This window comes from Streptomyces sp. NPDC002055 (genome assembly GCF_040296705.1).
Taxonomy (GTDB): Bacteria; Actinomycetota; Actinomycetes; order Streptomycetales; family Streptomycetaceae; genus Streptomyces.
The window spans coordinates 35,816-61,371 of the sequence record NZ_JBEOXS010000028.1 but is presented as its reverse complement, the minus strand read 5'-3'; the positions used below and the strand labels follow the sequence as shown (position 1 = coordinate 61,371).

The following is a 25,556-nucleotide window of genomic DNA, read 5'->3' as shown; positions in this document are numbered from 1 at the left end:
GCGGATCATCCATGCCCGATTTCCGTAAGGGAGCCATTGTGGCCATCGAGATCGAGATGCGCGCCCGCTTCGACAAGGACGCGCACGAGCAGCTCCTCGCCCGTCTGACACAGGAGGCTGAGGACCTCGGCTGTGACGACAAGAACATCTTCTTCTACGTACTGCCCGACCAGTTGCTCAAGGTCACGGACAACATCGCGGCCGGCTCCGCGAAGATCACGCTCAAAGCCAGCAAGATCGGCCAGGGTGCCGCCTTTCCGGAGACCGAATTCGCCATCGGCCGCAAGGACGTTCCGGCCGCTGTACAGATCCTCAACGCCCTCGGCTTCGAGGACACCATGCACCAAGCGTTCAACCAGCGCCACAACTTCCGCTTCCGCGGTGTCGAGATCGCTGTGAAGTGGAGCGACGCTTGGGGACACCACGCCGAGTTCGAGGTGCTGCTCGACGGCGAGGCGAGCGCCACCGCGCGGGATGGGGCCGTCGCCCGCATCGCCGCCGTGGCCGATGAGCTGGGCGTGCATCTCATGACCGAGGAGGAGCTCGGGGAATTCACGGCCGCCTTCGAGGCCGCCGAACGGGCCCGCAAGGGGCAGGCGGCCAAGGCCGCGACCGTCAGCTAGGCATCCGCTGTCGCAGACCACCGAGGGGGTGGGCCCAGATGAGCACGAACTCGCCGACCGACAGTCTGGTCGAGTTGGCTGCACGCAAGCAGCTTCCACACCACCAGTACACCGATCTCGCCACCGTGCGCTGGATCACGGCGAACCGGCCAGCCCTCTCGGACGGCCCGCCTCCCCGGCTGCGAGCGACCTCGCAGAGGCTCCTGTCCCGCTCGGCCATTCCTGTCGGGTGGCTGGCCACGGAGAAGTGCCTGGACTCCCTCCATGGGATCCGGCACGGGATGCGCACCGCCGCTCTGGCTGCGCTGCTCGCGGAGGCTGCCGGACTCAGCGATGACGACGCCACCACGTTGATCCTGGCCGCCACCGTCCACGACTGCCGGCGCCTCCACGACAAGGACGACCCGGGCCACGGGGCACGCGGCGCCATCTGGCTCGCGGACAACGCCGAAACCGTCTGGTCCCACTTCGGGCTCGTGGCGACGCCCAGCCGGATCGCAACCGCCGCCACGGCGGTCCGGCTCCACGACCTGCCGTATGGCGCCTTCTCCGAGGACGATCAAGCCGATCACGCCCGCGCCGAGATCATCTGCGACCTCCTCAGAGCAGCGGACGCTCTCGACCGCTACCGGCTGCCGAAGCTCAGCTGGTGGCCCGACCCAGCCCAGGTCCGCTCCGACGCGTTCAGCGGCTTGCGGACGACCGCATTCGAGCTCGTCGTCCGGTCCGAGACCGCGTGGTTGGCCGGTGCCGGCAGCGCGGAGGCAGTCCTCACAGGACTCTCGCAGCTGGAGCTGACCAGCTGATGGACTTCCATGACGCCTACCAGCAGTGGGCCGACGCCCACGCCTTCTTCGATACGACCTTCATCCCCAGCCCTACGTACGGCCAGGACCCGCTCTCCGATCAGGCCGCCGCCTGGGAGAACAGGCTCGTGGCCGAGACGCCCAACGGCCGGCTTCTGCGTGACAACGCCCTCTTCCGCGCCCTGGGCGGGGACGGCAAGCTGCACCTGCTGCACGTCACGCACGCTCTGGAACAGATTAGCGAGCACGGCTCGCTCTATCCCTCCGGGGGCTGCCTGGTCGGCAGCGTGTACTGCGCGCCCCTCACCCCGACCAAGCGCGGGTACCGCATGCACAACCTCGCCGAGTACGTGCTCACCAAGGAGGCGCCGGCCTGCGTGGCGAAGGCCGACACCCTCAAGCGCATGCCGACACCGCTGATCTTCGAGATCAACCTGCCACCCCAGGCGTACCGCGGGCTGGCCGGCGTGGATTACCTCCGCCTCGGCTCGATCCACCTGCAGATCTACAGCCGCCTGGAGTACCTGCTCTCCAAAGCGGAGCGGCACCAGCTACGCGAGACCATCGTCAGCAGGATCAAGAACTCCACGGCCTTCCTCGCCCTGGCATCTGCCGTCGCCTACCAGGGGACCGCCGTCCAATCCTCTACGTTCCTGCGGCTGCTGGACGAGACGATCCCCCGGCTCCCCATCCTCGGGTACGTGTACTTCGAGGCCCTGGCGGAGTACCTGATGCTGCACTCCACCACGCGGCAAACCCTGGAGCGGGCCGAGCTCGGCGAGTTCAACAACTGGCTGTACAAGGACATGCTCTTCGAGTCCTTCCCTCATATGGCCGGCAAGTTCGAACTGGCGAAGTTCCGGCCTTCACCCGACGAGTTGGGCGTGCTTCTCGCCCGGATCGACCCCGGCCTTGACGCGGCCCATGCCCGCGCCTACCTCACCGAGCGGATCAGCCACCTCGTCGCGGCCCGGCTGTTCACGCCCGGCCAGGCCCCAGAAGCCTGGCACCACACCCGATGGGAGTTCGACAGCCTCTCCAGCCAACTCGGCCCACTCCTAGGCCACCTGATCCACCGCGAGCTGCGGACCTTCGGCCGGTACCCGGACTTCTACTTCTACTTTGACCAGCACAAGGCGCTCCAGGCGTGGAACTACTGGAACCACATGGACATCATCGTGCCCTTCAACGGCACGATCCCCAAGGGGGAGATCGGCATCAACCCTGCGTACCCCGATCTCGACTACCGCGTCTGGCGAGCTGAACAGGACGACACCGGCCGGCTCCACCCCGCTGAGGAGCTCGAGCTGACCATCGCCCCGCGCCTGGTCGACATCAAGCACACGCTCATGCGCAACAACCAGTGGACCTCTCCAACCCCTACCACCGCCTGACGCGAAGGGACACAGAGCTGATGAATACCCACCGCATGGATGGCGGCTCCATCGACATCCTCAGCGAGCTGATTGCCGCCCTCCTCGCCGACCCTGCCACCACCCACGGCCTCGCGCGCACCCTCCGCGCCACGGCCAAGGAGCTCGAACTCAGCCGCTACCACCACGCCAGCAAGACAGCATTCACTTGCGACGGGCTAGTCGCGCCGAAGAAAGTCCAGGTCGGCGGTGGGGCACACCGCATCGAGGGCTTCTTCAACATCGACGCCGTACCGCCCGCCGACCTCCTCTGGGATGTCCGAGAGGGGATCCCACTTCAGGACAACTCGGCGGAGGTGCTGTTCTCCGAGCACTTCCTGGAACACATCGACTACCCCGTATCCGCCAAGCAGTACGCCCGCGAAGCCCACCGCATCCTCGCCTCCGACGGCCGTCTCATCACCGGCGTGCCGGACGCGGCATTCGTACTTGGCGAGTACCCGGCCGGCCCTGAGCAAGCCGAGGAGATGATCTCCCGCTGGTACGCCAAGCGAGACTGCCGCAAGGACATCAACACCTACCTGGACCTGATCAATTACGTCTTTCGTGATCAGGACGACGATCCCACGTACAACCCGCACTACTGGGCGTACGACTTCGAGAAGCTCAGTCAGCTCTTCACCGAGGTCGGCTTCACCACTGTCGAGCCTTGGGACTTCGACCCGTGCATGGCCAACCCGAAGCGGCAGTGGGCGAGCATCTACGTCGTCGCGACCAAGTAGCTGGCTGGCACACGCCTCGTGGACTTCTGCTTCGGAGGCTCTGCAGGATCGGGAGGCATCCTCGCCTCCACCGCCGGAGAAACACCGAACGGGACCGGCGAAGTTCCACCGGTCCCGTTCGCCCGAAGGCAATCAGCGCAGGTCAGGCCGTTACCCTATGCGCTCCAGTACCACCGGCGTCCGCTCGTACGCCGTGCCCGGGGCGTCGATCACGAGGGCGCCCGCGAGGGAGTCCAGGGCGTACTCGAAGCGTTCCGGGGTGTCGGTGTGCAGGGTCAGCAGCGGCTGGCCCGCCGTGACCTCCTCGCCCGGCTTGGCGTGGATCTCCACGCCCGCGCCGGCCTGCACCGGGTCCTCCTTGCGGGCCCGGCCGGCGCCGAGGCGCCAGGCGGCGACGCCGACGGCGTAGGCGTCGAGTTCGGTGAGGACGCCGGTGGACTCGGCGGTGAGCACGTGCTGCTCGCGGGCGATGGGCAGCGGCGCGTCCGGGTCGCCGCCCTGGGCCGCGATCATGCGGCGCCAGTGGTCCATGGCGGAGCCGTCCGCGAGGGCCTTCGCCGGGTCGGCGTCCTTCAGCCCCGCCGCGTCGAGCATCTCGCGGGCGAGGGCCACGGTGAGCTCGACGACGTCGGCCGGGCCGCCGCCGGCGAGCACCTCGACCGACTCGCGGACCTCCAGCGCGTTGCCCGCGGTCAGGCCGAGCGGGGTGGACATGTCGGTGAGCAGGGCCACGGTGTTCACCCCGTGGTCCGTGCCGAGGCCCACCATGGTGGTGGCGAGCTCCCGGGCGTCCTCGCGGTTCTTCATGAAGGCGCCGGAGCCGACCTTCACGTCCAGGACCAGCGAGCCGGTGCCCTCGGCGATCTTCTTGGACATGATGGACGAGGCGATCAGCGGGATCGCCTCGACGGTGCCGGTGACGTCGCGGAGCGCGTACAGCTTCTTGTCGGCCGGGGCGAGGCCGTCGCCGGCCGCGCAGATGACGGCGCCGACGTCGCCCAGCACCCGGAGCATCTCGTCGTTGGAGAGCAGCGCCCGCCAGCCGGGGATGGACTCCAGCTTGTCGAGGGTGCCGCCGGTGTGGCCGAGGCCGCGGCCGGAGAGCTGCGGCACGGCGCCGCCGCACGCGGCGACCAGCGGGGCGAGCGGCAGCGTGATCTTGTCGCCGACGCCGCCGGTCGAGTGCTTGTCGGCGGTGGGGCGGGCGAGGGAGGAGAAGTCCATCCGCTCGCCGCTGGCGATCATCGCGGCGGTCCAGCGGGCGATCTCGACGCGGTCCATGCCGTTGAGCAGGATCGCCATCGCGAGCGCGGACATCTGGTAGTCGGCGACCTCGCCGCGGGTGTAGGCGTCGATGACCCAGTCGATCTGGGCGTCGGTGAGCCGGCCTCCGTCACGCTTGGTGCGGATCACGGTGATGGCGTCCATCAGGAGTTCTTTCCTTGGCGGTCGGGGCCGTGTCGTTTGAGGTCTTCCGGGCCGAAGGCGTCGGGCAGCAGGTCGCGGAGCGGACGGATGCCGCTCTCGGTGTCGACGAGCATCGTGGCCCCGCCGTGCTCCCACAGCAGCTGGCGGCAGCGGCCGCAGGGCATGAGCACCGCGCCGTCCGGGCCGCAGCAGGTGAAGGCGGTGAGCCGGCCGCCGCCGGTGGCGATCAGCTGGGAGACGAGGCCGCACTCGGCGCACAGTCCGACGCCGTAGGAGGCGTTCTCGACGTTGCAGCCGGTCACGGTGCGCCCGTCGTCGACGCGGGCCGCGGCGCCCACCGCGAAGCCCGAGTAGGGGGCGTAGGCCCGGGACATCGCGTCCCGGGCCTGCTCCCGCAGGGCCTCCCAGTCGGGGGAGTCGGTCACTTGCCCTGCCCCTTCCGGTAGGCCTTGCCGATCGCCTTGGGTGGCCTGAGGCGTTGTGCGGAGAACGACAGGACGAGCAGCGTCGCGACGTACGGGGTGGCGTCCACGATCTCCACCGGCACGGTGTCGGTGAACACGTACCAGACGAAGAGGCCCGCCGCGACGGCGCCGCCTCCTATGGCCTGCTTGAGGCGGCCGGTGCGCAGCCCCCACAGGGCGAGAGCGAGGAGCAGCACGGCGAGGAGCAGCAGCAGGGCGTGCACGGTCTGGCCGCCGCCGCGCAGCTGGAGGCTGTCGGTGAAGCCGAACAGGCCCGCGCCCAGGGCGACTCCGCCCGGCCGCCAGTTACCGAAGATCATCGTGGCGAGACCGATGTAGCCGCGGCCGCCGGTCTGGCCGTCCTGGTAGAAGTGCGTGCCGATGGCGATGAACGCGCCGCCGAGACCGGCCAGACCGCCGGAGACGAGCACCGCGGCGTACTTGTAGGTGTAGACGTTGACGCCGAGCGACTCCGCCGCGACCGGGCTCTCGCCGCAGGACCGCAGCCGCAGGCCGAACGAGGAGCGCCACAGCACGAAGAAGGTGCCGACGAAGAGTCCGACCGCGATCAGGGTCAGCCAGGAGACGTCGGTGACCAGGCCGCGCAGGATGCCGGCGGTGTCGGAGACCAGGAACCAGTCGTGCTTCTCGATGTCGCCGAGCCAGGAGGACAGGCCGGGGATCGAGAACGCCGAGAGGTTGTCCATCGGGGGCGACTGCTTGTCGTTGCCGCCCGCCGCCGCGGCCGCGCTGCCCTCGGCACCGAACCACAGCTTGGCCAGGTACTGGGTGAAGCCCAGCGCGAGGATGTTGACCGCGACACCGGAGATGATCTGGTCCACACCGAAGGTGACGGTCGCGACCGCGTGGATGAGACCGCCGATCAGTCCGAAGCCGATGCCGGCGACCGCCGCCCACCACGGTCCGTACTGCCAGCCGACCCAGCCGGCGCCGAACGAGCCGAGCATCATCATGCCTTCGAGGCCGATGTTGATGATGCCCGCACGCTCGGCCCACAGACCGCCGAGACCGGCGAGGCCGATCGGCACCGCGGCGGCGAGAGCACCGCTGTACTGGCCGGAGGAGGTGAGGTCCGCGGCGCCGGTGACGGCGCGGAGTACGGACAGCGCGATGAGCGCACCGGCGATGATCAGCAGGATCACCGGATAGGAGATCTGCCGGCGTCCGCCCTGCTTCTTGCCGGGCTGCCGGGACGGCGTCGTGGCCGTGGTCGCGCTCATGCGGACACCTCCGCCTCATCGGTCTTGCGGGCCTGGGCGGCGAGTTCGGCGCCCACCTTGCGCTGCTGGCTCTTGAGCCCGTACCGGCGCACGAGCTCGTAGGCGATGACGACGCACAGGACGATGACGCCCTGGACCACGCCGACGATCTCCTGGGCGTACCCCTCGAATTCGAGCTGGCTGCCGGTGCGCTCCAGGAAGCCCCAGAGCAGCGCGCCGAGCGCCATGCCGATCGGGTGGTTGCGGCCCAGCAGCGCGATGGCGATGCCGGTGAAGCCGATGCCGGCGGGGAAGTCGGTGCCGTAGTTGTACGAGACGCCGAGCAGGGTCGGCATGCCGACGAGGCCGGCGGCGGCGCCGGACAGCAGCATGCTGACGACGACCATGCGCTTGACGCTCACACCGCTCGCCTCGGCGGCGGACTCCGACTGTCCGACCGTGCGCAGGTCGAAGCCGAAGCGGGTGCGGCTGAGCAGGAACCAGTAGAGGGCTCCGGCGAGCGCCGCGACGACGATGAAGCCCTCGACCGGCTTGGGGGTCGTCGGGAAGGTGAAGAAGTGGCTGGACTCCGGGATGAAGGGGGTGTGGATGATGTTCCCCTCCTTCTCCGCGAGCCGTCCCTCGGCGAGGAAGTAACCGATGACCGACGCCGCGATGGCGTTGAGCATGATGGTGCTGATGACCTCGCTGACCCCGCGGGTCGTCTTCAGCACACCGGCGATACCGGCCCACACGGCGCCGACCAGCATCGCGACGATGATGATCAGCGGGATCTGGAGGAAGCCGGGGAGGGTGAGGGCGCCGCCGACGACCGCGGCGAAGAACGCCGCGATGCGGTACTGCCCGTCGACCCCGATGTTGAAGAGGTTCATCCGGAAGCCGATGGCCACGGCCAGCGCGGACAGGTAGTACGGGACCGCCTTGTTGATGATCCAGACCTGACTGTCGCTCTTCGAGCCGTAGTCGAGCATGATCCGGAAGGCGTTGAAGGGGTCGTCGCCCGCGGCGACGATCACCAGCGAGGTGACGATCAGCGCGGCGACGATGGCGAGGAGCGGCGCGGCGACCGCCAGGATCACCCGGTCCTTGTCGAACTTGATCATCGGTTGTCGCCTCCCTCGTCGTCCTGGTGGTCCTCGTGGTGCTCGAGGTGGCCGCGGGCTGCGCCGGTCATGGCCGAACCCAACTCCTCCGGGGTGATGGTGGCGGGGTCGGCGTCGGCGACCAGGCGGCCGCGGTACATCACCCGCAGGGTGTCGGAGAGCCCGATGAGCTCGTCCAGGTCGGCGGAGATCAGCAGTACCGCCAGGCCCTCGTGGCGCGCCTCGCGGATCTGGTCCCAGATCTGCGCCTGCGCGCCGACGTCCACACCGCGCGTCGGATGCGCGGCGATCAGCAGCTTCGGGGTGTGGCTCATCTCGCGGCCGACGATCAGCTTCTGCTGGTTGCCGCCGGAGAGCGAGGCCGCGGTGACCTCGATGCCGGGGGTCCGCACGTCGTACTCGGTGACGATCCGCTCGGTGTCCTTGCGGGCGGCCTTGATGTCGATCAGCGCGCCCTTGGCGTTGGGCGGCTCGGTGACATGGCCGAGGATGCGGTTCTCCCACAGCGGCGCTTCCAGGAGCAGGCCGTGGCGGTGGCGGTCCTCGGGGATGTAGCCGATGCCGTCCTCGCGGCGGCGGCGCGTGGGCAGGTGCGAGATGTCGGTGCCGTCGAGGGTGACGACGCCGCCGTCCGGGTCGCGCATGCCCATGATCGCTTCAACGAGCTCGGCCTGGCCGTTGCCCTCCACACCGGCGATGCCCAGGACTTCGCCCTTGTGGATGGTGAAGGTGATGCCGTCGAGCACCGCGCGGACCGCGCCGTCGGTGTCGGTGGCCGACAGGTGCAGCCCGTTCACGTCGAGCATCGGGACGTCGGTGACGGTCGACTCGCGGGTCTCGGGGGACGGGAGTTCGGTGCCCACCATGAGCTCGGCGAGCTGCTTCGGCGTCACATCGGCCGGGTGCACCGAGGCGACGGTGGTGCCGCGGCGGATGACCGTGATGTCGTCGGCGACCGACAGCACCTCGCCCAGCTTGTGCGAGATGAAGATGACCGTGAGGCCCTCGGCCTTGAGTTCGCGGAGGTTGTCGAAGAGCGCGTCGACCTCCTGCGGCACGAGCACGGCGGTCGGCTCGTCGAGGATGAGCGTACGGGCGCCGCGGTAGAGGACCTTGAGGATCTCCACGCGCTGGCGGTCGGCGACGCCGAGGTCCTCCATGAGGACGTCGGGACGGGCGTTCAGCCCGTACGCGTCGGAGATCTCCATGACCTTCGCCCGGGCCTTGGCCCCGATGCCGTGGAGCTTCTCGGCGCCCAGGACGATGTTCTCCAGGACGGTGAGGTTGTCGGCGAGCATGAAGTGCTGGTGCACCATGCCGATGCCGCGGGCGATGGCGTCGGCCGGACTGTGGAAGGTCACCGTCTCGCCGTCGAGGGTGATGGTGCCCTCGTCCGGCTTCTGCATGCCGTAGAGGATCTTCATCAGGGTCGACTTGCCGGCACCGTTCTCGCCGACGAGCGCGTGCACGGTGCCGCGCCGGACGGTGATGTCGATGTCGTGGTTGGCGACAACTCCCGGGAATCGCTTGGTGATTCCCCGGAGTTCTACGGCAGGGGCACTGTCTGCCTTGGGGCTGCTGGTGGACGCTTTGATGGCGCACTCTCCTCGGCGGAAAGGAGCGGTGTGTGGGAGGGCGGGAAGGCGACGCTATCGCGGGAGGCGGGGCGTCGGCGCTGCTGAGGGGCGCTACGCGCGTAGTTTCCCCACGAGGGCGCGGGCCCGGCGAGAGCAGTCACTCCCGCCGAGCCCGCGGGGTCGGCGGAGCCGACCGGAGGTCACTTCTTGGGCGAGTCCTCGACCTTGATGTCGCCGTCGATGATCTTCTTCTTCGCGGCGTCGATCTTCGGCTTGATGTCGTCGATGAACCCGCCGGAGGTGGCGAGCCGGACACCGTCCTTGTCGAGCGGGTAGGCGTGGGTGCCGGTCAGCGGCTTCCCGTCCTTGACGCTCTTGACCACGTCGTAGACGCCGACGTCGACGTTCTTGACGACCGAGGTCAGGATCGCGTCCTTGTACTTCGCCAGACCCGGCTGCTGGTACTGGTCGGAGTCGACACCGATCGCCCAGGCGCCCTTCTTGCCGGAGACCGCCTCGATCGAGCCCGCGCCGGACTGACCGGCCGCGGAGTAGACCACGTCGATGCCGCGGTCCAGCATCCCCTTGGCCTTCTCCTTGGCGGCGGCGGGGTCGTTGAAGCCCTTGTCGTTGTTGGCGTACAGGTACTCCGAGCTGATCTTGACCTTCTTGTCGGTCTCCCGGATGCCCTGCTCGAAGCCCGCCTGGAACTTCTGGATCAGCGCGTTGTTCACACCGCCGATGAAACCGACCTTGCCGGTCTTGGTCTTCAGCGCCGCGGCGACACCGGCGAGGTACGAACCCTCGTGCTCGGAGAAGACGATGCTGTCGACGTTCTTGCCCGGGGACACCGAGTCGACGACCGCGAAGGTGGTGTCGGGGAAGTCCTTGGCCACCTTGGAGATGGACTTGCCGTAGGTGAAACCGACGCCGACGACCGGGTTGTAGCCCGCCTCGGCGAGGGAGGTCAGCCGCTGCTCGCGGTCGGCCTCGGTCTCGTTGTTCTTGGCCGTCAGCATCTTGTGGCCGACGCCCAGCTCCTTCTTGGCCTTGTCGGCACCGCGCGCGGCGGCCTCGTTGAACGAGTGGTCGTCACGGCCGCCGACGTCGAAGGCGAGCCCGACGCCCTTGTTCTTGCCACCGGACTCGGTGGACGACTCCCCACAGGCGGTGGCGGTGAATGCGAGCGCGGCGGTGGCGACACTCGCAGCTGCGATCTTGATTACCCGGCGCAAGAGGACTTCCCCTTCGGCTGAAAGCGCCTCTTCCGGCGCTGGTTTCGCCGCATCGTAACGCGCGTAGATGCCCGATAAAACCCTCTCCGGAAGCCCGTTATCGGATCGAGGCGAACGGCGGTTGACCAGGTACTTACGGGGATCGACGGGGTGCTTACGGTCGGTGTCCGTCGAGCAACGCAGCGGCGGTGAAGAGCTCCACTCCCACCGTGATCGCGCCTTCGTCGACGTCGAAATCCCCGCAGTGCAGATCCCGCCGGGTGGTGTCCCCCAGCGGCCGGACGCCGAGCCTGGCCAGCGAGCCGGGCACCCGCTCCAGGTACCAGGAGAAGTCCTCGCCGCCGAGGCTCTGCTCGGTGTCCTCGATGGCGTACGGGCCGCGCCGGACGGTCATGGCGTCGCGCAGCAGCTCGGTGATGCCGGGTTCGTTGACCACCGGGGGAACCCCGCGGACGTAGTTGACCTGCGACTTCGCCCGGTGCAGCGTCGCGACCTCGTCGATCGCGGCGTGCACGACGTCGGGCGCGGAGCGCCAGGCGGCGAGGTCCAGGCAGCGGACGGTTCCGGACAGCTCGGCGTGCTGCGGAATGACGTTGCAGGCGTGGCCGGACTCGATGCGCCCCCAGGTGACGGCGAGACCGGACCGGGCGTCGACCCGGCGGGCCACCAGGGCGGGCACGTCGGTGGCGACCTTGGCGGCGGCCAGCACCAGGTCGGTGGTGAGGTGCGGGCGGGCGGTGTGACCGCCGGGGCCGTCGAGCGCGACCTCCAGCCGGTCGCAGGCGGAGGTGATCGGGCCGGGACGGATCCCGATCCGGCCGACGTCGACCTTGGGGTCGCAGTGCACCGCGAGGATCCGGCCCACGCCGTCCAGCACGCCGGAGTCGATGGCGTCGGCGGCGCCGCCGGGCAGCACCTCCTCGGCCGGCTGGAAGATCAGCCGGACCGGATGCGGCAGCAGACCGGCCCGGTCCAGCTCGGCGAGGACCAGCCCGGCGCCCAGCACGACGGTGGTGTGCACGTCGTGGCCGCAGGCGTGGGCCCGGTCGGGCACGGTCGAGCGGTACGGAACGGTCTTGGTGTCCGGGATGGGCAGGCCGTCGATGTCCGCCCGGAGCGCCAGCATCGGACGCGGCGGCTGCGGCCGCCCTCCCACGGCGGGGCGTCCGCCCTCCGTGGTGCCGATGTCGGTGCCGGTGGCGGTGCGGATGTCGGTGCCGGTGTCGGTGCCGATGTCGCAGATGAGCCCGGTGCCGACCGAGAGGACGCGGGGTTTCAGACCCGCCTTCTCCAGCCGCGCCTTGATCGCGGCGGTGGTGCGGAACTCCTGATTGCCCAGCTCGGGGTGCATGTGGAGGTCACGCCGGAAGGCGATGAGCTCGGTGCGCAGTGCGTCGGGGAGCACCCCGGGCAGTTCGGAGTCTGCGGGCAGGTCGGCATCGGTGTCGGCGGACATCAGTTGGTTCACCCTTTGAAGGGTACGTCCGTACACCGGGCAACTGCCCTTCGATCAACAAAAGTTCAGCCCGATAGGCGAAGGAAAACCGCCCGTGATCGGCATGAGCACGCACCTGGACGGGTATCAGTCGGGGCTGAGCATTCGGCGGTCCGGTTCGGAGCCGTACGGACCGTGCCCGGCCCCGCCGACCGCAGGCCGACCGCCCGCCGCCGTACCGCGCAGGGCGCCGAGCCGTGCCGCTCAGGGCGCCGAAGCGGGCAGCGAATCGAGTCGGTGCACGTCACGGGCGGTGCCGGTGACTCCGGAGAGGAACCCCTGGGCCCGGGGGGACGCGGTGTCCGTGAGCCAGGCCGGGTCGATGTCGAAGACGGCCACCTTCACCTCGGTTCCGGCCAGGGCCAGCGGCAGGGTGTGCACCACGGTCGACGGGAAGCTCAGGATCGTCCGGCCGATGGGCCCGCGCCGGGCGATCAGCTCCAGCGGCAGATCGGGCCGGACGATCTCCAGACCGGTCTCCTCGGAGAGCCGGCGCAGCTTCTCCGCGCTCTCCCGCCGGTGCGCGAAGTACCGGGTGGCCCCGTGGGCGCGGGCCAGGGCGCCGACCGCCTCGATGTAGCGGTCGAGATCGACCACCCCGGTCTCCGCCAGGGAGGTCCCGACCAGGTCGGATCCCCGGGTGAGCTGCGGCGGGCCGAAGCGGGCCCGGGTCCAGGCGAACGCGTTCCCGGTCACGGTGACGCCGTCCGGGGGCTCGACCGGCATCGAGCTGAACACCTCGACACGGTGGCCGCGCCGGGGCGTGAGCCGGCGCCGGGCCGCCGCGGCGACCGGCGCGAAGACGGCCTCGCGGGCCCCGCCGCGGCGCCCGCTGCGGTGCCAGCGCACCAGCCGTTCGCCGCGCGCCAGCTGGGCCACGAACTCCATGGTCGCGGTGCCGTCGTCCACCACGACGAGGTCCCGGGCGCGGGCGAGGGTGAGCAGCAGCTGTACGTACCGGGAGAACGGGTCGCCGATGACGATCCGCTCGGCCCGGCGCAGCGCGGGGGCCAGCGCGCCGATGGTCTGGAACGGCGCTCCGGCTCCGCCCCGGGCCTCCTCCCAGCGCACCGTGAGCCCCTCGTCCCGGGCGAGCTCGGCCATCCGGCGCAGCTGGCCGCGGGTCATGGGGTCGGTCGGGGAGAGCACGACGACGGTGATGCCGCCGCTGCCGGGCGGTGCGGAGGCCGGGCGCGCGAACGGGGCAGTGTCATCCGGGTTCGGGGTGTCCGGGTTCGGGGTCCCCGGGGTGGGCCGGCCGCCGTCCGGCACGGGATGTGCGGCGCCGTCGGGCGCGGCGGGTCCGGGTTCGGCGGCGGACCCCGGGGCTGGGACAGGTCCGGGTTCGGCGGCGGACCCTGGGACAGGTCCAGGTTCGGCGGCAGGCCCCGGGACTGCGACCGGCCCGGGCACAGAGGCCGCCCCGGAAGCAGGGGCAGGGCCCCGGCCGTCGGCCGCGGCCGGCCCCGGCGGGTGCTGCCCGGCCGCCCGGCGGCGGTCGGCGTACACCCACTCCAGCACGTTCAGGAGCTGGACCGGGCTCTCCACGAAGGCGAGGGTCTCCCCCGCCGCGGGCCGCCGCCCGGCCCGGGCTCCGGCCGCGGAACGCCGTCCGGCCGGCGTCCCCGCGACGGTTCCCGCCCGCGTCTCCGCGACGGTTCCCGCCGTCGTCTCCGCCGGGGTCCCCGCCGTCGTCCCCGTCATCGTTCCCGCCGGGGTCCCCGCGGCGGGAATGCCCTTGGGCGTCCCCGCGTCCGGGGCCCCCGGGGGCATCCGGCCATCCGCCGGCCGGCCATCCGCCGACGGGCGGTCCGCCGGGGAGCGGTCCGCCGGGGGGCGGTCCCCCCGGTCCGGGCCCCGGAAGCGGCCCCCCGTGGCCGGCGTGCGCCGGCCCGGGGCCGCTTCCGGGGGCGGGCCCAGCGGCCCGTCAGGTGTACTCACCGAGCTCCACCTCGTGTTCTTGCGCGCCGGCTTCTCGCGCGGCGGCGCGGTTCCGGCCGGTTCAGACGGCGACCGGCTCGCGGTCGGCGCCCTCGGCGATGACACCGGGCACCCGGCGCAGCTTCTTCATCGGGCCGAGCTCGCTCTCGTAGACCTTCTTGACGCCGTCGCCGAGCGACTCCTCGACGACCCGGATGTCCCGGACGAGGCGCTGCAGGCCCTGCGGCTCCACGGAGGCGGCCTGGTCGGAGCCCCACATGGCGCGGTCGAGGGTGATGTGGCGCTCGACGAAGGAGGCGCCGAGGGCGACGGCGGCGAGGGTGGTCTGCAGACCGGTCTCGTGGCCGGAGTAGCCGATCGGCACGTTCGGGTACTCCTCCTTCAGCGTGTTGATCACGTTGAGGTTGAGCTCCTCGGCCTTGGCCGGGTAGGTGCTGGTGGCGTGGCAGAGCAGGATGTTGTCGCTGCCCAGGACCTCGACCGCGTGCCGGATCTGCTTCGGGGTGGACATGCCGGTCGACAGGATGATCGTGCGGCCGGTGGCGCGCAGCGCGCGCAGCAGCTCGTCGTCGGTCAGCGAGGCCGAGGCGACCTTGTGCGCCGGGACGTCGAACTTCTCCAGGAAGGCGACGGCCTCGGTGTCCCACGGGGAGGCGAACCAGGCGATGCCGCGCTTCTTGCAGTGCTCGTCGATCTGCCGGTACTCGTCCTCGCCGAACTCCACGCGGTGCCGGTAGTCGATGTAGGTCATCCGGCCCCAGGGGGTGTCGCGCTCGATGTCCCACTGGTCGCGCGGGGTGCAGATCTCCGGGGTGCGCTTCTGGAACTTGACCGCGTCGCAGCCGGCGTCGGCGGCCGCGTCGATGAGCTTGAAGGCGTTCTCCAGGTCACCGTTGTGGTTGATGCCGATCTCGCCCGTGACGTACACGGGGTTGCCGGGGCCCGCGGTCTTGGTGCCGAGGGTGCGCAGACGGGGGGTGGTGCTCATGTGAGTCAGTTCCTTCTTCTAGAGGGAGGGGCCGAGGATCCACGAGGCGATCTCGCGGATCGCGCCGTTTCCTCCGGGGGTGGAGGTGACCGCGCGTGCGGCGCCGCGCACGATGTCGTGCGCACCGGCGACCGCGACGGGCCAGCCGACGAGGCCGAAACACGGCAGGTCGTTCACGTCGTTGCCGACGTAGAGCACCCGCTCCGGCGCGATGCCCTGCTCCTCACACCACTGCTTGAGTGCGAGGTCCTTCCGGTCGATGCCGTGGAGCACGGGGACCCGCAGCTTGCGGGCCCGTGCGGCGACGACCGGGTTCTGCTCCGTGGACAGGATCAGCAGGCCGAGACCGGAGCGGCGCAGTGCCGCGATCCCGAGCCCGTCGCCGCGGTGCACGGCGACCATTTCCCGTCCGTCGGAGTCGACGAGCACCCTGTCGTCGGTCTGGGTGCCGTCGAAGTCGAGTACCACCGCGTCGATGTCGTCGCGGGTGGGGAGTGCGCCGGGGCGCGGGGCGTCCATCAGGGGCGCGAGCGCGCGGGCGCGGGCCAGGTCGTGCGGGTCGTCGACCTCCAGCACGCGGGCCGGGTCGGTGCGCACCAGGGAGGTGCGGCCGAAGAAGCGGTGCCCCGCCTCGCGGAAGCCCTCGGCGTCCATGGCGTACGCGGCGCCGGTCTCCAGCAGGTCCTGCGGCCGGTCCTGGCGGCGCGGCCGGTAGGACTTGTCGTGGTTGACGCCGGTGGCGTCACCGGCGGCGGCCTCCGCCGGGCCGGCCGTCCCGTCGCCCTCGCGCCAGACGAAGCCGTGGAAGGCGGCGACGGTCAGTGCGCTGTCGGCGCCGTCCTCGGCGACCGCGGCGGCCACCCCGTCGATGTCCTCCCGGGCGAGGAAGGGGCTGGTGCACTGGACGAGCAGCACGGTCCCGACCGCGCGGCCGTGCAGGGCCTCGTGCGCGTCCATCGCGTGCAGCACGGCGGCCTCGCTGGTGGCGGTGTCGCCCGCGATGACGGCCGGGCGCTGCACCACGTCGGCGCCCGCGCCCCGGGCGGCCGCGGCGATGCCCGCGTCGTCGGTGGAGACCACGACGTCGGTGACGATCCGGCTCGCCAGGCACTCACGGACGGCCCGCACCACCAGGGGCACGCCCCCGACGGCCGCGAGGTTCTTCGCGGGCACGCCCTTCGACCCGCCTCGCGCGGGAATGACGGCCAGCACGGTGGGAGGCATCACGGCTCCTTCGGGGAGTTCGGCGGGCTGCGTCCCGGCAGCCCGGATCGGCGTCGGCGCGGGGCTGCCCGGCCGCGGCGCGGGGGTGGACCGCGGCGGCGCGGTGACCGTGGCGGACGAGGCGGCGGCGGGCGAGGCGTCGGCGGTCCGTGCGGAGCGCGTCACCGGCCCCGCGGCGGCACGCGACGGCACGGCCGCCCCGGGTATGGCGCTCACAGCTGCCCCCAGCGGCGGATCGCGGGCGCCACGCGCTGGACGCCCTGCCGGTAGGCGGTGCGGGCCGCGTCGCGGGCGAAGCCGCGGGTGGCGCGGCGCAGGGCGCTCTCCTCGCGCGGTTCGGCGCTCGCCCCGGGCAGCGGTTCACCCGTGGGGTCCAGGGCGTGCCGGGCGAGGATGCCGGGGAGGTAGCCGGGCGCCGTGGCGCCCGTGTAGTAGGGGCGGATCGGCGGGAGCCCGTCCGCGGCGACCAGTTCGGCCAGCCGGTTCCGGGCGGCGTCGAAGGCCGTCTCGTACGGGCCGTCGGCGGCGACGCCCTGCCGGCCGAGCCAGCCGGCGTCCGCCTCGGGGGTCCGCCCGGCGTCCAGTTCGTCCCAGGAGAGCAGGCAGCCGGACCCGAGGAAGTGGTGGTTGCCCAGCGCCTCGCGCACGCCCAGGTCGGTGAGGACGGCCGTCGGGATGTGCCGGTGCAGCGCCTCCAGCGCGGCGGTGGAGCTGACCGTGACCAGCAGGTCGGTGCGGTCCAGCACCTCCCCCATGTGTCCGTAGACCAGGCGGCAGTTGTCGGGGAGGCCGCCGGGCAGCCGGGCGGCGAGCTTCTGGTAGGGCAGTTCCTCGATGTGCGTGGTGTGCTCGCCGGGCTTGCTGCGCAGCTTGACCAGCACCTCCCGGCCGGGGTGCAGCCGGGCGTGGGCGGCGGCGCGGCGCAGCAGGTAGGTGCGGTCGGCGCGGTTCTCCGGGACGGAGGGCTGGGCGGCGAAGACCACCGTGAAGGGGTGGTCGCCGCGGTCCCGCTCGTCGTGGCGGGCGCCGCCGAGGAAGGGGAGCGCGGTCTCGACGACGCTGTCCGTACCGGCGTTCACCCCCCGGTAGACGGCGCGGAAGCGCTCGGCGTCGTGGCGGGAGTTGGCGAGCACGAGGTCGGCGCCGTGCCGCAGCAGCAGCCCGTCGGCCAGCTTCTCGTAGACGACGCCGACGTAGCCGGTGACGACCACGGGGCGCTTGCGGCGGATCCCGTCCGGGCCGGCCGCGGCGGTCGCCGTCGCGCGGGCCAGCCCGTGCAGCATCGCCTGGACGGCCCCGCCCACACAGGCGAGGACGACGACGTCGTACGCTGAATCCGCGACGGTCCGCAGGAATTCGACGCCGGTGACCTCGCGCAGCGAGTCGGCCCGTACGCCCACTTCGTCGAGCTGACGGGGGGTCGGGGTGGCGCGTCCGCGCAGGAGGTACCCGTCGAGGCGGATGTCCGATACGAGGCGGTTTGCGGTGAGTGCGCCCCATTTCCATCGAGTATCGGAATCGGCGAGCACGGCAACCCGCTGGCGGTGACTGGTTACTGGCACGTCGATGACGCTAGGAAGGCATTTCGAGTCGCGGCCCAACGCAGCCGCAACAAAGGGTTAACAGCACATCGCCGAATGGCGAATCGGCCCGTGACGGAAGCCGGTTAACCGATCCGCCATATTTCGTTCACCCGTGAGTTCACCGTAGGTCAAGACTACGGTCGGGGAGCCGCCTACCGTCACCCGGGTGGTTAAGCTCTCCGTCATCGTGCCGTTCTACAACGTGCAGACATACGCGCCCGACACCCTGAGAAGTCTCCGCGCGAACGCCCGGGAGGACTTCGAATTCATTCTCGTCGACGACTGTTCGTCGGACGGGACCCCGGAGATCCTCGACCGGGCCGCGCGGGACCTGCCGGGTGCCGTCGTGGTGCGGCACGAGCAGAACGGCGGTCTCGCCACCGCGCGCAACACCGGCCTCGACGCCGCGCGCGGTGAGTACCTGACGTTCCTCGACGGGGACGACTGGCTCGCGCCCGGGTACTACGAGCAGCTGCTCGCCGCCATGGAGGACCTGGGCTGCGACTTCGTCCGCACCGACCACGTCCAGTGCACGGCCAGGGCACGCAGCATCCACCGCGTCCCGCACGGACGGCGCGGCGTCGTCATGTCGCCGCGCGAGGCGATCCTGCCCGCCGACCGCAGCACCTCCGTCGACTACGCCTACGCCTGGGCCGGCATGTACCACCGGCGGCTCGCCGACGAGGGGCTGCTGCACTTCCGCGACGGGCTGCGCACCGCCGAGGACCGGCCGTGGATCTGGCGGCTGCACCGCGAGGCGCGGTCGTTCGCGGTCCTCGGCCTGCTCGGCGTCTTCTACCGCCGCGGGGTCGCCTCCTCCCTGACCCAGATCGGCGATGTCCGCCAGCTCGACTTCATTCGCGCATTCGACCAGGTGATCGATGAGACGGCGAAGGATCCGAACGCCGACGCATTGCTCCCGAAAGCCGTGCGCACGTATTGCGCCATCATTTCCCACCACCTCGCCGGTATCGAAAGGTTCGAGCCTGCGGTGGCGCGTAAATTGCGGGCGATGAGCGCCGCCGCATTGAAGCGCATGCCGCAGGACGTTCTGCAGGAGGCCATCGACTCCATGGACGTTCAGCGCGCTTCGCGGCTGCGGCGGGTACGCCGCCGGCCCGTCACCACGGAGGTGGCCGCCTGATGCCCGCCCTCGCACGGAGCCGCCGGAAGACGCAGATCTTCTTCGCCTCCACCCTCTACGGCGCCGCGACACTGGCCGCCGCCCTCGACGCGGACTGCTTCGGGCCCGCCGACCGCCGGCTGCTGCTGATCAGCAACAACGCCACGACGCCCGAGACGACGCCGTCCGTGGACACCATGCCCGGCTTCGAACGGCTCCGCGGCCGCTTCGACCGGGTGCTCTCCTGGAACGAGACGATCAGCCCGTTCCACCCCGGCGGCTGGTCCCCGCGCCAGGACGACGTCCCGCTCTGGGAGCGCCATCTGCGGCTGCTCTGGGGGCTCGGCGACGACGAGGTCGAACTCGCCGTCGAATCCATCCAGGTCAACCCGTCGCTGGCGCTGACCCAGCTCTTCCCGGGAGCCCCGGTCGACGTCTACGCCGACGGGCTGATGAGCTACGGCCCGACCCGCAACAAGCTCGACCCGCTGGTCGGCACCCGGATCCGGCGGCTGCTCCACCTGGATCTCGTGCCGGGCCTGCGCCCACTGCTGCTCACCGAGTTCGGCGTCGAGCCGGAGGTCGTCCCCACCGACGTCTTCACCGCCGTCCTCGCCGAACTGGCCGAGGACCAGGCCGGCGGCGAGGCCCTGCCGGAGCCGACGGCCCCCGCGCTGCTCCTCGGCCAGTACCTGTCGGCGCTGGACATCCTCACCCCCGAGGAGGAGGAGCAGCTGCATGTGACGATGCTGCGCGGCGCCGCCGAACTGGGCCACCACAACATCGTGTTCAAGCCGCACCCCACCGCTCCCGCGCGCTGGTCGCGCGTGCTGGAGAAGGAGGCCGGCGAGCTGGGCGTCCGGCTGACCGTGCTCGACACCCCGGTACTCGCCGAGGTGCTGTACCAGCGGATGCGGCCCGCGCTCGTCGTCGGCTGCTTCTCCACCGCGCTGCTCACCGCGAGCGCGTTCTACGGCCTCCCGGTGGCCCGCGCCGGCACCGACCTGCTGCTGGAGCGGCTCAGCCCGTACCAGAACAGCAACCGCGTCCCGGTCACCGTCGTCGACGCGCTGCTGCCGGAGATCACCGACGCGGCCGCCGTCACCGGCTGGACCTCCCCCTCCCGCGAGGAGGTCGCGGACCGCCTCACCGGGCTGGTCGCCGCGGTCGGCTACGCCATGCAGTCGCAGATCTACCCCGGCCTGCGGGCCGAGGCGGAGCGCTTCCTGGCCACCCGGCTCGACACCCGCACCTGGCGCTACTTCAAGCGCCGCCGGCTGACCTCGCTGGCGCTGCCCGGGGCGATCCCGTCCCAGCTCGCCTTCCTGCCGCGGAACGCCGCGGTCCGCAGGGTCGCGCGCCGGGCCCGCGCCGTGCAGCGGCGCCTGGTGAAGAAGAAAGCCGCGTTCGGATGACGGCTCCGGCCGGCACCACGCTCCCGAAGCCCTCACCGGGAGCGCCCGCGCCGCGGGAACGGCCCGCGGCGCGCACCATATCCGGCGGGCCCCGGGGCGCGCGGCTGCGCGCCCTCGACGGCCTGCGGCTGATAGCCGCCCTGATGGTCGCCTGCTACCACTTCGGCGGCCGGGACGGCGAGATCGGCGAGGCCTGGGGCAGCTCCCCCGCCGTCCAGTTCCCCACCGCCTCCCAGCTGTTCGCCTACGGCTGCCTGGGCGTCCAGATCTTCTTCGTCATCAGCGGCTTCGTGATCTGCATGAGCGGCTGGGGCCGGCCGCTGCGCGCCTTCTTCGCCTCCCGGGTCTCCCGCCTCTTCCCCGCCTACTGGGCGGCGATCATCCTGGTCACGGCGGTGTTCGCGCTGCCCTGGGTGACCTATGAGGCGGTGTCGCCGAGCGACGCCCTGACCAATCTGACGATGCTGCAGATGCCGCTGGGCGTCGACCGGGTGCTCGGCGTGTGCTGGACCCTCTGGGCGGAGCTGCGCTTCTACGCCCTGTTCGCGCTCTGCGTCATCCTGCCCGGCGCCAACCGGCAGCGCATCGTGCTGTTCTGCGCGGTGTGGACGCTGGCGGCGGCGGTGGGCGAGGCCGCGAACGAGCCGCTGCTCGACCTGGTGCTGATGCCCGAGTACGCGCCGTTCTTCATCGGCGGCATCGGCCTGTACCTGCTCCACCTCGACCGGCGTGACATGACCGCGTGGGGAATCGTTTCGGCAAGCTGGCTGATCGGCCAGCACTACGCCGTCGACCGCCTGTGGCACCCGGCGGACCCGGAGTTCTTCTCCTACCGCCCCTCGCTGGGCATCGTCGCCGTGGTCACCCTGGGCTTCGTCGCGGTCGGCGCGGTGGCCCTGGGGCACCTCCGCTGGGCGAACTGGCCCTGGCTGACCGTGGCCGGCGCGCTGACCTACCCGTTCTACCTGGTGCACGAGCACCTGGGCTGGGTGACGGTGCACGTACTGCACCGGACGCTCGGGCTGCCCGCGTACGCCACCCTGCCGCTGACCATCGCCGCGATGCTGGTGACGGCCTGGCTGCTGTACCGGTGGGTGGAGACTCCGCTCACCCCGCGGATCAAACGGGCACTGGCGCCGCCGCGACGGGGAGCGTGAACCACACGCCCTTGCCCTGGGCGCCGCCCAGCCCCATCGGCGCGCCGAGCGCCGTGCCCCAGCGGCCGTGGGTGAGGACGTCCACCAGGTGCAGCCCGCGCCCGCACTCCCCGTCGGCCGTAGCGGGGCGCCGGGTGACCGGCTCGGCCGTCCCGTCGTACACCGTGACCCGGACGTCGGCCGCCTCGATCGCCAGCCAGAGCAGCGAACCGAGGCCGCGGGCGTGCAGATAGGCGTTGGTCACCAGCTCGGACGTGCAGAGCATCGCCGTGTCGACGAGATGGTCCAGCCGCTCCGAGCGGAGCACCGTGGCCACGAAGTCCCGGGCGACCAGCGGGGAGGTGCACAGCGGCGGGCAGTAGAGGGTGTACGAGTGGGGTACGTCCGCGACGGCGGTGCGCATGGGCAAACGCCTCTCGTGAAGGTGCGACTGCGGCAAGCGGAACGCAGACGCTACCCCAAGTGAGCATGGCACGACAGAGAGTAAGGAAACATCTCACCCGGTCCGCCCCAGCGCACGGGAGCGATCACGGGGAGCACGCGGGGAGTCCGGCTCCCGGGGTGGGGTGGCGGCGGGCGGGCCGGGCGCGGCTCCCACCGAAGCGGCGCCGTTCGACCTGCACGCCGGAGCCTGCGCCGATCCCGCCCCGGAGCGGTCGGCGGCGGCGAAGGCGGTAACGCCCTCGGGTCGTGACGGCCGCCCGTAAACTCCGTTATACGTGCGACGAGTTCGGCCCCCTGAGCCGGGACCACCGCGTGGCGGAGCCGGGGGAGGAGATCGCCGCTCTGAACACGCCGTGACGAGAGGGGTAGGCATGTCGCAGACCGATGGTGCACGACTGTTCCGGGAATCCTGGATCGCAGGTGTCCGGCAGCACTTCCCCGGCGAGCCGAAGGCCGGGTACGTGACTCCGTGGGACGACACCCCGCAGTGGGAGCGAGAGGCGGCGGGCTCCGTCTACGAGCAGGTGCGCCAGTTCGTCGAGATCAGCGGGGGCACCACGGCCCGGCTGTCCCGCGAACAGAAGAGCCGCTTCGTCGCGACGTGCTGGACCGCCCAGATGTTCAAGCACTTCGACGACCCGAAGCCCGGCTACGTGGCGGACTGGCCGGACCTGCCGTCCTGGCAGCAGGAGACCGACGCGGACATCTTCGAAGCGATCGAGAAGGCGTTGAGCTGACCACGTGGCAAGCTGCTGACCACGCAGCAAGCCTTTGAGGCCTGAGGGCTCACTGCCGGCGCCGGCCCCGGGCCACGACCCCTCGGCGCCGGCCCCGCCCCGTCCGTCAGGCCCGCCCGTCAGGCCCCGTCCGCCACGCCCCGCCCGTCACGCCCCCGGCGGGGCCGCCTCCAGCCCCGTCCGTTCGATTCCCGCGAGGACGATCCGCAGGCCCGCCTCGAAGCGCTCCTCGTAGCCGGAGAAGAGGTCCGTCCCGGCCGCGGCGGCCAGCGGGAAGTCCGCGCCGATGCCCTCGGCGCGCTCGACCGGGTCGTAGCGCGGGTCACGCTCACCCGGCTCCGGATAGACCGCCTGCTCCTCGATCACGAAGCCGATGGTGAAGGCGTACGCCGTGAAGTACGCCTGCACCGCGTCGGCCGGGGTGAACCCGGCCTCGACCAGGGCCTGGAGATGCTCCTCGAGGTACGGGGCGTGGTCCCGGCCGGTGAAGCGGGTGCCGCTGAAGACCTTGGCGCCGTCGCGATACCCGAGCAGCCCGCGGCGCAATCCCCGGCAGGACTGCGCGAGGTGCTCCCGCCAGTCACGGACCGCGGGCCGGCCCTCCGGAGGGCCCACCATCCGCCGGAACATCTCGGTGGCCATCTCGTCGAGCAGTTCCTGCTTGTTCTTGAAGTGCCAGTACAGGGCCGGCGCCTGCACGTTCAGCTCGGTGGCGATACGGCGCAGCGTCAGGCCGTTGAGCCCCAGCTCGTTCAGCAGCCGCAGCGCGGTGTCCACCACCTGCGTCCGGTCCAGTCGCGTCGTCGCCATTCGGCCATTCTCCCAGTGAGCTCGCCCCGCCCTTGACAATTTAACACCGTTAAGTCAATCCTCTGGGGCATGGAACTTAACAACGTTAAGCACGCGGACGTCCTGATCGCCGGAGCCGGGCCGACCGGCCTCGCGCTCGCCTGTGACCTGGCGCGGCGGGGGATCCGGGCCCGGATCGTCGAGCGGGCCGCGGCGCTGTTCCCGGGCTCGCGGGGGAAGGGGCTGCAGCCCCGCACGCTGGAGGTCCTGGACGATCTCGGCGTCATCGACGCGGCGTACGCGGCGGGTGGTCCGCTGCCGCCGATGGTGACGTGGACGGACGGGCAGCGGGGGGACGAGTGGGACATGATCCCGCGGGGCGAGCCGACGCCCACCGCGCCCTACGGCGAGGCGCTGATGCTGCCGCAGTGGCGCACCCAGGAGATCCTGTACACCCGGCTGCGGGAGCTCGGCGGGGAGGTCCACTTCTCCACCGCGCTCACCGGCTTCACCCAGGACGCCGACGGCGTCACCGCCACCCTCACCCGCGCGGACGGCTCGGTGGAGAATACCCGCGCCGCCTACCTCGTCGCGGCCGACGGCGGGCGCAGCACCGTCCGCAAGGCCCTGGGCATCGGCATGACCGGTGAGACCGTCGATCCGGAACCCATGCTGGTGGCCGACGTCCGGGCGGACGGCATCGACCGGCTCAACTGGCACGTCTGGCCGCACTCGCCCGCCGGGATGCTCACGATGTGCCCGCTCGCGGGGACCGACACGTTCCAGATCTACGCCCGGTACACGGACGGCTCCGCGCCGGATCTGTCACCGGAGGGCATCCGGGCGGTGGTCGCCGAGCGCACCCATCTCACGGTCAGGAACATCCACGAGGTGGTGTGGGCCTCGGACTTCCGGGCCCGCGCCGCTATGGCGGACCGCTTCCGGTCCGGCCGGGTCTTCCTCGCCGGCGACGCCGCCCATATCCACTCCCCCGCGGGCGCCCAGGGGCTCAACACCAGCGTGCAGGACGCCTACAACCTCGGCTGGAAACTGGGCCTCGTCCTGCAGGGGCTCGCCGGGCCGGAACTGCTCGACACCTACGAGGAGGAGCGGATCCCGATCGCCGCCGGGGTGCTCGGCATCAGCACGAACCTCCACCGGGCCATGCTGTCCGCGCCTCGCGACGCGATGCCCCGACGCGATGCCGGGACCCAGCAGTTGGGGCTGGGCTACCGGGGCGACTCACTGGCGGTCGAGCGGCGGAGCGCCCTGCCGGAGGGCGCCCTGCGGGCCGGCGACCGGGCCCCGGACGCCCCGCTGCCGGACGGTTCACGCCTCTTCGACCTCTTCCGCGGACCCCACTTCACCCTGCTCGCCTTCGGCTCGGCCGAACTCCCGCCGGTCGACGGGGAGACGATCCACGCCCACCGGGTGCCGGCCGACGCTCCGGTCGCTCACGAGGCCTACGCCGAGCACGGCCTCTTCCTCGTCCGGCCCGACGGCTACGTGGCCCTGGCCACGCACGACCCGTCCGACCTCGCCGCTCACCCGGCCTGGCCGGGGACACCGTCCTCCCGGGGCGCGTCCCGCTCGGCGTCCCAGGGCACCCAGGGCAGCGCCTCCCGCCAGCCGGCGCGTCCGAAGGCCCAGGCCTGAAGGACCGGGGCGACGATGTCGCAGCCGCCGAGGCCGAACGGCTCGGTCACCACGGCCCGGTGGTGCGTCTCGGGGCCGCCCGAGCGGTACTCGACGAGGCAGCTCATGTCCTCGTTGAGGTGGACCTGCAGGTAGTGGTCCCCGGGGCCGGGGGCGTCGAGCCGGTCGACGACCACGAAGCAGTGACGCGGATTCATATCGGCGAGCAGGTCGTGGAGTCGGTCCTCGGACGGGTCGTCCCAGGTCGTCCCGCACCACTCGTGGGCGCGCAGCCTCGGCTTCGTCATGCGGCGACGGTAGCGGGGCGGCGGACGTCACGGCGCCGCGGCCCCTTCGGATGGGGCCACGGCGCCGGAGGCCGGTGCCCGAGGC

The 25,556-nt window shown here is 71.4% G+C and carries 23 protein-coding genes; 9 read left to right on the top strand and 14 right to left on the bottom strand.

All coding sequences use genetic code 11. The annotated features are described in order from the left end of the window. Positions 1 to 38: 38 nt before the first annotated feature. The 4 genes from ABT112_RS19080 to ABT112_RS19065 are packed head-to-tail and all read left to right on the top strand — an operon-like array spanning position 39 to position 3,584. Entirely contained in the window at positions 39 to 623 is a 585-nt protein-coding gene (locus tag ABT112_RS19080) for a hypothetical protein (protein WP_351511031.1), read from the top strand. Between the two features lie 38 nt (positions 624 to 661). Further along, on the top strand, positions 662 to 1,429 hold the full coding sequence (locus tag ABT112_RS19075) for a hypothetical protein (protein ID WP_351511029.1): 768 nt from the start codon (positions 662 to 664) through the stop codon (positions 1,427 to 1,429). Beyond that, the gene (locus ABT112_RS19070) at positions 1,429 to 2,823 is read left to right on the top strand and encodes a hypothetical protein (protein ID WP_351511027.1); all 1,395 of its coding nucleotides are present in this window, start codon (positions 1,429 to 1,431) and stop codon (positions 2,821 to 2,823) included. The genes ABT112_RS19075 and ABT112_RS19070 overlap by 1 nt, the downstream gene beginning before the upstream one ends. A gap of 20 nt (positions 2,824 to 2,843) precedes the next feature. Beyond that, positions 2,844 to 3,584 (top strand): class I SAM-dependent methyltransferase, encoded by a 741-nt coding sequence (locus ABT112_RS19065; RefSeq protein ID WP_351511025.1) that lies wholly within the window; start codon positions 2,844 to 2,846, stop codon positions 3,582 to 3,584. 150 nt (positions 3,585 to 3,734) lie between these two features. On the opposite strand, the gene ABT112_RS19060 is transcribed toward ABT112_RS19065, so the two are convergent. The 11 genes from ABT112_RS19060 to ABT112_RS19010 all read right to left on the bottom strand — a co-directional run bounded on the left by ABT112_RS19060 (position 3,735) and on the right by ABT112_RS19010 (position 17,809). Further along, on the bottom strand, positions 3,735 to 5,012 hold the full coding sequence (locus tag ABT112_RS19060; protein ID WP_351511023.1) for a thymidine phosphorylase: 1,278 nt from the start codon (positions 5,010 to 5,012) through the stop codon (positions 3,735 to 3,737). Next, positions 5,012 to 5,437 (bottom strand): cytidine deaminase, encoded by a 426-nt coding sequence (locus ABT112_RS19055; RefSeq protein WP_351511021.1) that lies wholly within the window; start codon positions 5,435 to 5,437, stop codon positions 5,012 to 5,014. Before ABT112_RS19055 ends, ABT112_RS19060 begins: the two co-directional genes overlap by 1 nt. Further along, positions 5,434 to 6,717 (bottom strand): ABC transporter permease, encoded by a 1,284-nt coding sequence (locus tag ABT112_RS19050; RefSeq protein WP_351511020.1) that lies wholly within the window; start codon positions 6,715 to 6,717, stop codon positions 5,434 to 5,436. The genes ABT112_RS19055 and ABT112_RS19050 overlap by 4 nt, the downstream gene beginning before the upstream one ends. Continuing rightward, on the bottom strand, positions 6,714 to 7,820 hold the full coding sequence (locus tag ABT112_RS19045; protein ID WP_351511018.1) for an ABC transporter permease: 1,107 nt from the start codon (positions 7,818 to 7,820) through the stop codon (positions 6,714 to 6,716). Before ABT112_RS19045 ends, ABT112_RS19050 begins: the two co-directional genes overlap by 4 nt. Continuing rightward, on the bottom strand, positions 7,817 to 9,415 hold the full coding sequence (locus ABT112_RS19040; RefSeq protein WP_351511109.1) for an ABC transporter ATP-binding protein: 1,599 nt from the start codon (positions 9,413 to 9,415) through the stop codon (positions 7,817 to 7,819). Before ABT112_RS19040 ends, ABT112_RS19045 begins: the two co-directional genes overlap by 4 nt. 182 nt (positions 9,416 to 9,597) lie before the next feature. Continuing rightward, positions 9,598 to 10,632, bottom strand: a complete 1,035-nt coding sequence (locus ABT112_RS19035) for a BMP family lipoprotein (protein ID WP_351511016.1) — start codon at positions 10,630 to 10,632, stop codon at positions 9,598 to 9,600. A gap of 154 nt (positions 10,633 to 10,786) precedes the next feature. Further along, the gene (locus tag ABT112_RS19030) at positions 10,787 to 12,088 is read right to left on the bottom strand and encodes an amidohydrolase (RefSeq protein WP_351511107.1); all 1,302 of its coding nucleotides are present in this window, start codon (positions 12,086 to 12,088) and stop codon (positions 10,787 to 10,789) included. 243 nt (positions 12,089 to 12,331) lie between these two features. Next, positions 12,332 to 13,675: a hypothetical protein gene (locus ABT112_RS19025; protein ID WP_502975392.1), complete on the bottom strand. Its 1,344-nt coding sequence runs from the start codon at positions 13,673 to 13,675 to the stop codon at positions 12,332 to 12,334. A gap of 454 nt (positions 13,676 to 14,129) precedes the next feature. Next, on the bottom strand, positions 14,130 to 15,056 hold the full coding sequence (locus tag ABT112_RS19020) for an N-acetylneuraminate synthase family protein (RefSeq protein ID WP_351511014.1): 927 nt from the start codon (positions 15,054 to 15,056) through the stop codon (positions 14,130 to 14,132). 18 nt (positions 15,057 to 15,074) lie between these two features. Further along, the gene (locus ABT112_RS19015; protein ID WP_351511104.1) at positions 15,075 to 16,280 is read right to left on the bottom strand and encodes a cytidylyltransferase domain-containing protein; all 1,206 of its coding nucleotides are present in this window, start codon (positions 16,278 to 16,280) and stop codon (positions 15,075 to 15,077) included. A 212-nt stretch (positions 16,281 to 16,492) separates the two neighbouring features. Beyond that, entirely contained in the window at positions 16,493 to 17,809 is a 1,317-nt protein-coding gene (locus ABT112_RS19010) for a DUF6716 putative glycosyltransferase (protein ID WP_502975391.1), read from the bottom strand. 220 nt (positions 17,810 to 18,029) lie between these two features. On the opposite strand from ABT112_RS19010, the gene ABT112_RS19005 reads away from it, so the two are divergent. Genes ABT112_RS19005 through ABT112_RS18995 form a run of 3 tightly spaced genes read left to right on the top strand, consistent with a single transcriptional unit; the run spans position 18,030 to position 21,558 of the window. Further along, positions 18,030 to 19,007 (top strand): glycosyltransferase family 2 protein, encoded by a 978-nt coding sequence (locus tag ABT112_RS19005; protein ID WP_351511010.1) that lies wholly within the window; start codon positions 18,030 to 18,032, stop codon positions 19,005 to 19,007. Beyond that, complete coding sequence (locus ABT112_RS19000; RefSeq protein ID WP_351511008.1) at positions 19,007 to 20,401, top strand: polysialyltransferase family glycosyltransferase; 1,395 nt, start codon at positions 19,007 to 19,009, stop codon at positions 20,399 to 20,401. The genes ABT112_RS19005 and ABT112_RS19000 overlap by 1 nt, the downstream gene beginning before the upstream one ends. After that, positions 20,398 to 21,558, top strand: a complete 1,161-nt coding sequence (locus ABT112_RS18995; RefSeq protein ID WP_351511006.1) for an acyltransferase family protein — start codon at positions 20,398 to 20,400, stop codon at positions 21,556 to 21,558. Before ABT112_RS19000 ends, ABT112_RS18995 begins: the two co-directional genes overlap by 4 nt. Here the strand turns inward: ABT112_RS18995 and ABT112_RS18990 are convergent. Next, on the bottom strand, positions 21,521 to 21,961 hold the full coding sequence (locus ABT112_RS18990) for an ATP-binding protein (protein ID WP_351511004.1): 441 nt from the start codon (positions 21,959 to 21,961) through the stop codon (positions 21,521 to 21,523). The two genes, ABT112_RS18995 and ABT112_RS18990, sit on opposite strands and share 38 nt — an antisense overlap. 412 nt (positions 21,962 to 22,373) lie before the next feature. Between ABT112_RS18990 and ABT112_RS18985 the strand changes: the two genes are divergently transcribed. After that, on the top strand, positions 22,374 to 22,739 hold the full coding sequence (locus tag ABT112_RS18985; protein WP_351511002.1) for a hypothetical protein: 366 nt from the start codon (positions 22,374 to 22,376) through the stop codon (positions 22,737 to 22,739). A 147-nt stretch (positions 22,740 to 22,886) separates the two neighbouring features. Here ABT112_RS18985 and ABT112_RS18980 read toward each other — a convergent pair whose 3' ends face one another. After that, positions 22,887 to 23,549: a TetR/AcrR family transcriptional regulator C-terminal domain-containing protein gene (locus tag ABT112_RS18980; RefSeq protein WP_351511000.1), complete on the bottom strand. Its 663-nt coding sequence runs from the start codon at positions 23,547 to 23,549 to the stop codon at positions 22,887 to 22,889. Positions 23,550 to 23,618: 69 nt separating this feature from the next. Here ABT112_RS18980 and ABT112_RS18975 point away from each other — a divergent pair, with 69 nt between their 5' ends. Then, positions 23,619 to 25,184: an FAD-dependent oxidoreductase gene (locus ABT112_RS18975; RefSeq protein WP_351510998.1), complete on the top strand. Its 1,566-nt coding sequence runs from the start codon at positions 23,619 to 23,621 to the stop codon at positions 25,182 to 25,184. On the opposite strand, the gene ABT112_RS18970 is transcribed toward ABT112_RS18975, so the two are convergent. Continuing rightward, a complete protein-coding gene (locus tag ABT112_RS18970) occupies positions 25,073 to 25,471 on the bottom strand; it encodes a hypothetical protein (protein WP_351510996.1) in 399 nt (132 codons plus the stop codon). The two genes, ABT112_RS18975 and ABT112_RS18970, sit on opposite strands and share 112 nt — an antisense overlap. Positions 25,472 to 25,556 lie beyond the last annotated feature (85 nt).

Coding starts and splice junctions, on each gene's coding strand:
- ABT112_RS19030 (WP_351511107.1), bottom strand. CDS start 12,088: ATGTCCGCCGACACCGATGCCGACCTGCCCGCAGACTCCGAACTGCCC.
- ABT112_RS19015 (WP_351511104.1), bottom strand. CDS start 16,280: ATGCCTCCCACCGTGCTGGCCGTCATTCCCGCGCGAGGCGGGTCGAAG.
- ABT112_RS18990 (WP_351511004.1), bottom strand. CDS start 21,961: ATGCGCACCGCCGTCGCGGACGTACCCCACTCGTACACCCTCTACTGC.
- ABT112_RS19070 (WP_351511027.1), top strand. CDS start 1,429: ATGGACTTCCATGACGCCTACCAGCAGTGGGCCGACGCCCACGCCTTC.
- ABT112_RS19045 (WP_351511018.1), bottom strand. CDS start 7,820: ATGATCAAGTTCGACAAGGACCGGGTGATCCTGGCGGTCGCCGCGCCG.
- ABT112_RS18970 (WP_351510996.1), bottom strand. CDS start 25,471: ATGACGAAGCCGAGGCTGCGCGCCCACGAGTGGTGCGGGACGACCTGG.
- ABT112_RS19050 (WP_351511020.1), bottom strand. CDS start 6,717: ATGAGCGCGACCACGGCCACGACGCCGTCCCGGCAGCCCGGCAAGAAG.
- ABT112_RS19065 (WP_351511025.1), top strand. CDS start 2,844: ATGAATACCCACCGCATGGATGGCGGCTCCATCGACATCCTCAGCGAG.
- ABT112_RS18985 (WP_351511002.1), top strand. CDS start 22,374: ATGTCGCAGACCGATGGTGCACGACTGTTCCGGGAATCCTGGATCGCA.
- ABT112_RS19000 (WP_351511008.1), top strand. CDS start 19,007: ATGCCCGCCCTCGCACGGAGCCGCCGGAAGACGCAGATCTTCTTCGCC.
- ABT112_RS18975 (WP_351510998.1), top strand. CDS start 23,619: ATGGAACTTAACAACGTTAAGCACGCGGACGTCCTGATCGCCGGAGCC.
- ABT112_RS19075 (WP_351511029.1), top strand. CDS start 662: ATGAGCACGAACTCGCCGACCGACAGTCTGGTCGAGTTGGCTGCACGC.
- ABT112_RS18995 (WP_351511006.1), top strand. CDS start 20,398: ATGACGGCTCCGGCCGGCACCACGCTCCCGAAGCCCTCACCGGGAGCG.
- ABT112_RS19060 (WP_351511023.1), bottom strand. CDS start 5,012: ATGGACGCCATCACCGTGATCCGCACCAAGCGTGACGGAGGCCGGCTC.
- ABT112_RS19020 (WP_351511014.1), bottom strand. CDS start 15,056: ATGAGCACCACCCCCCGTCTGCGCACCCTCGGCACCAAGACCGCGGGC.
- ABT112_RS18980 (WP_351511000.1), bottom strand. CDS start 23,549: ATGGCGACGACGCGACTGGACCGGACGCAGGTGGTGGACACCGCGCTG.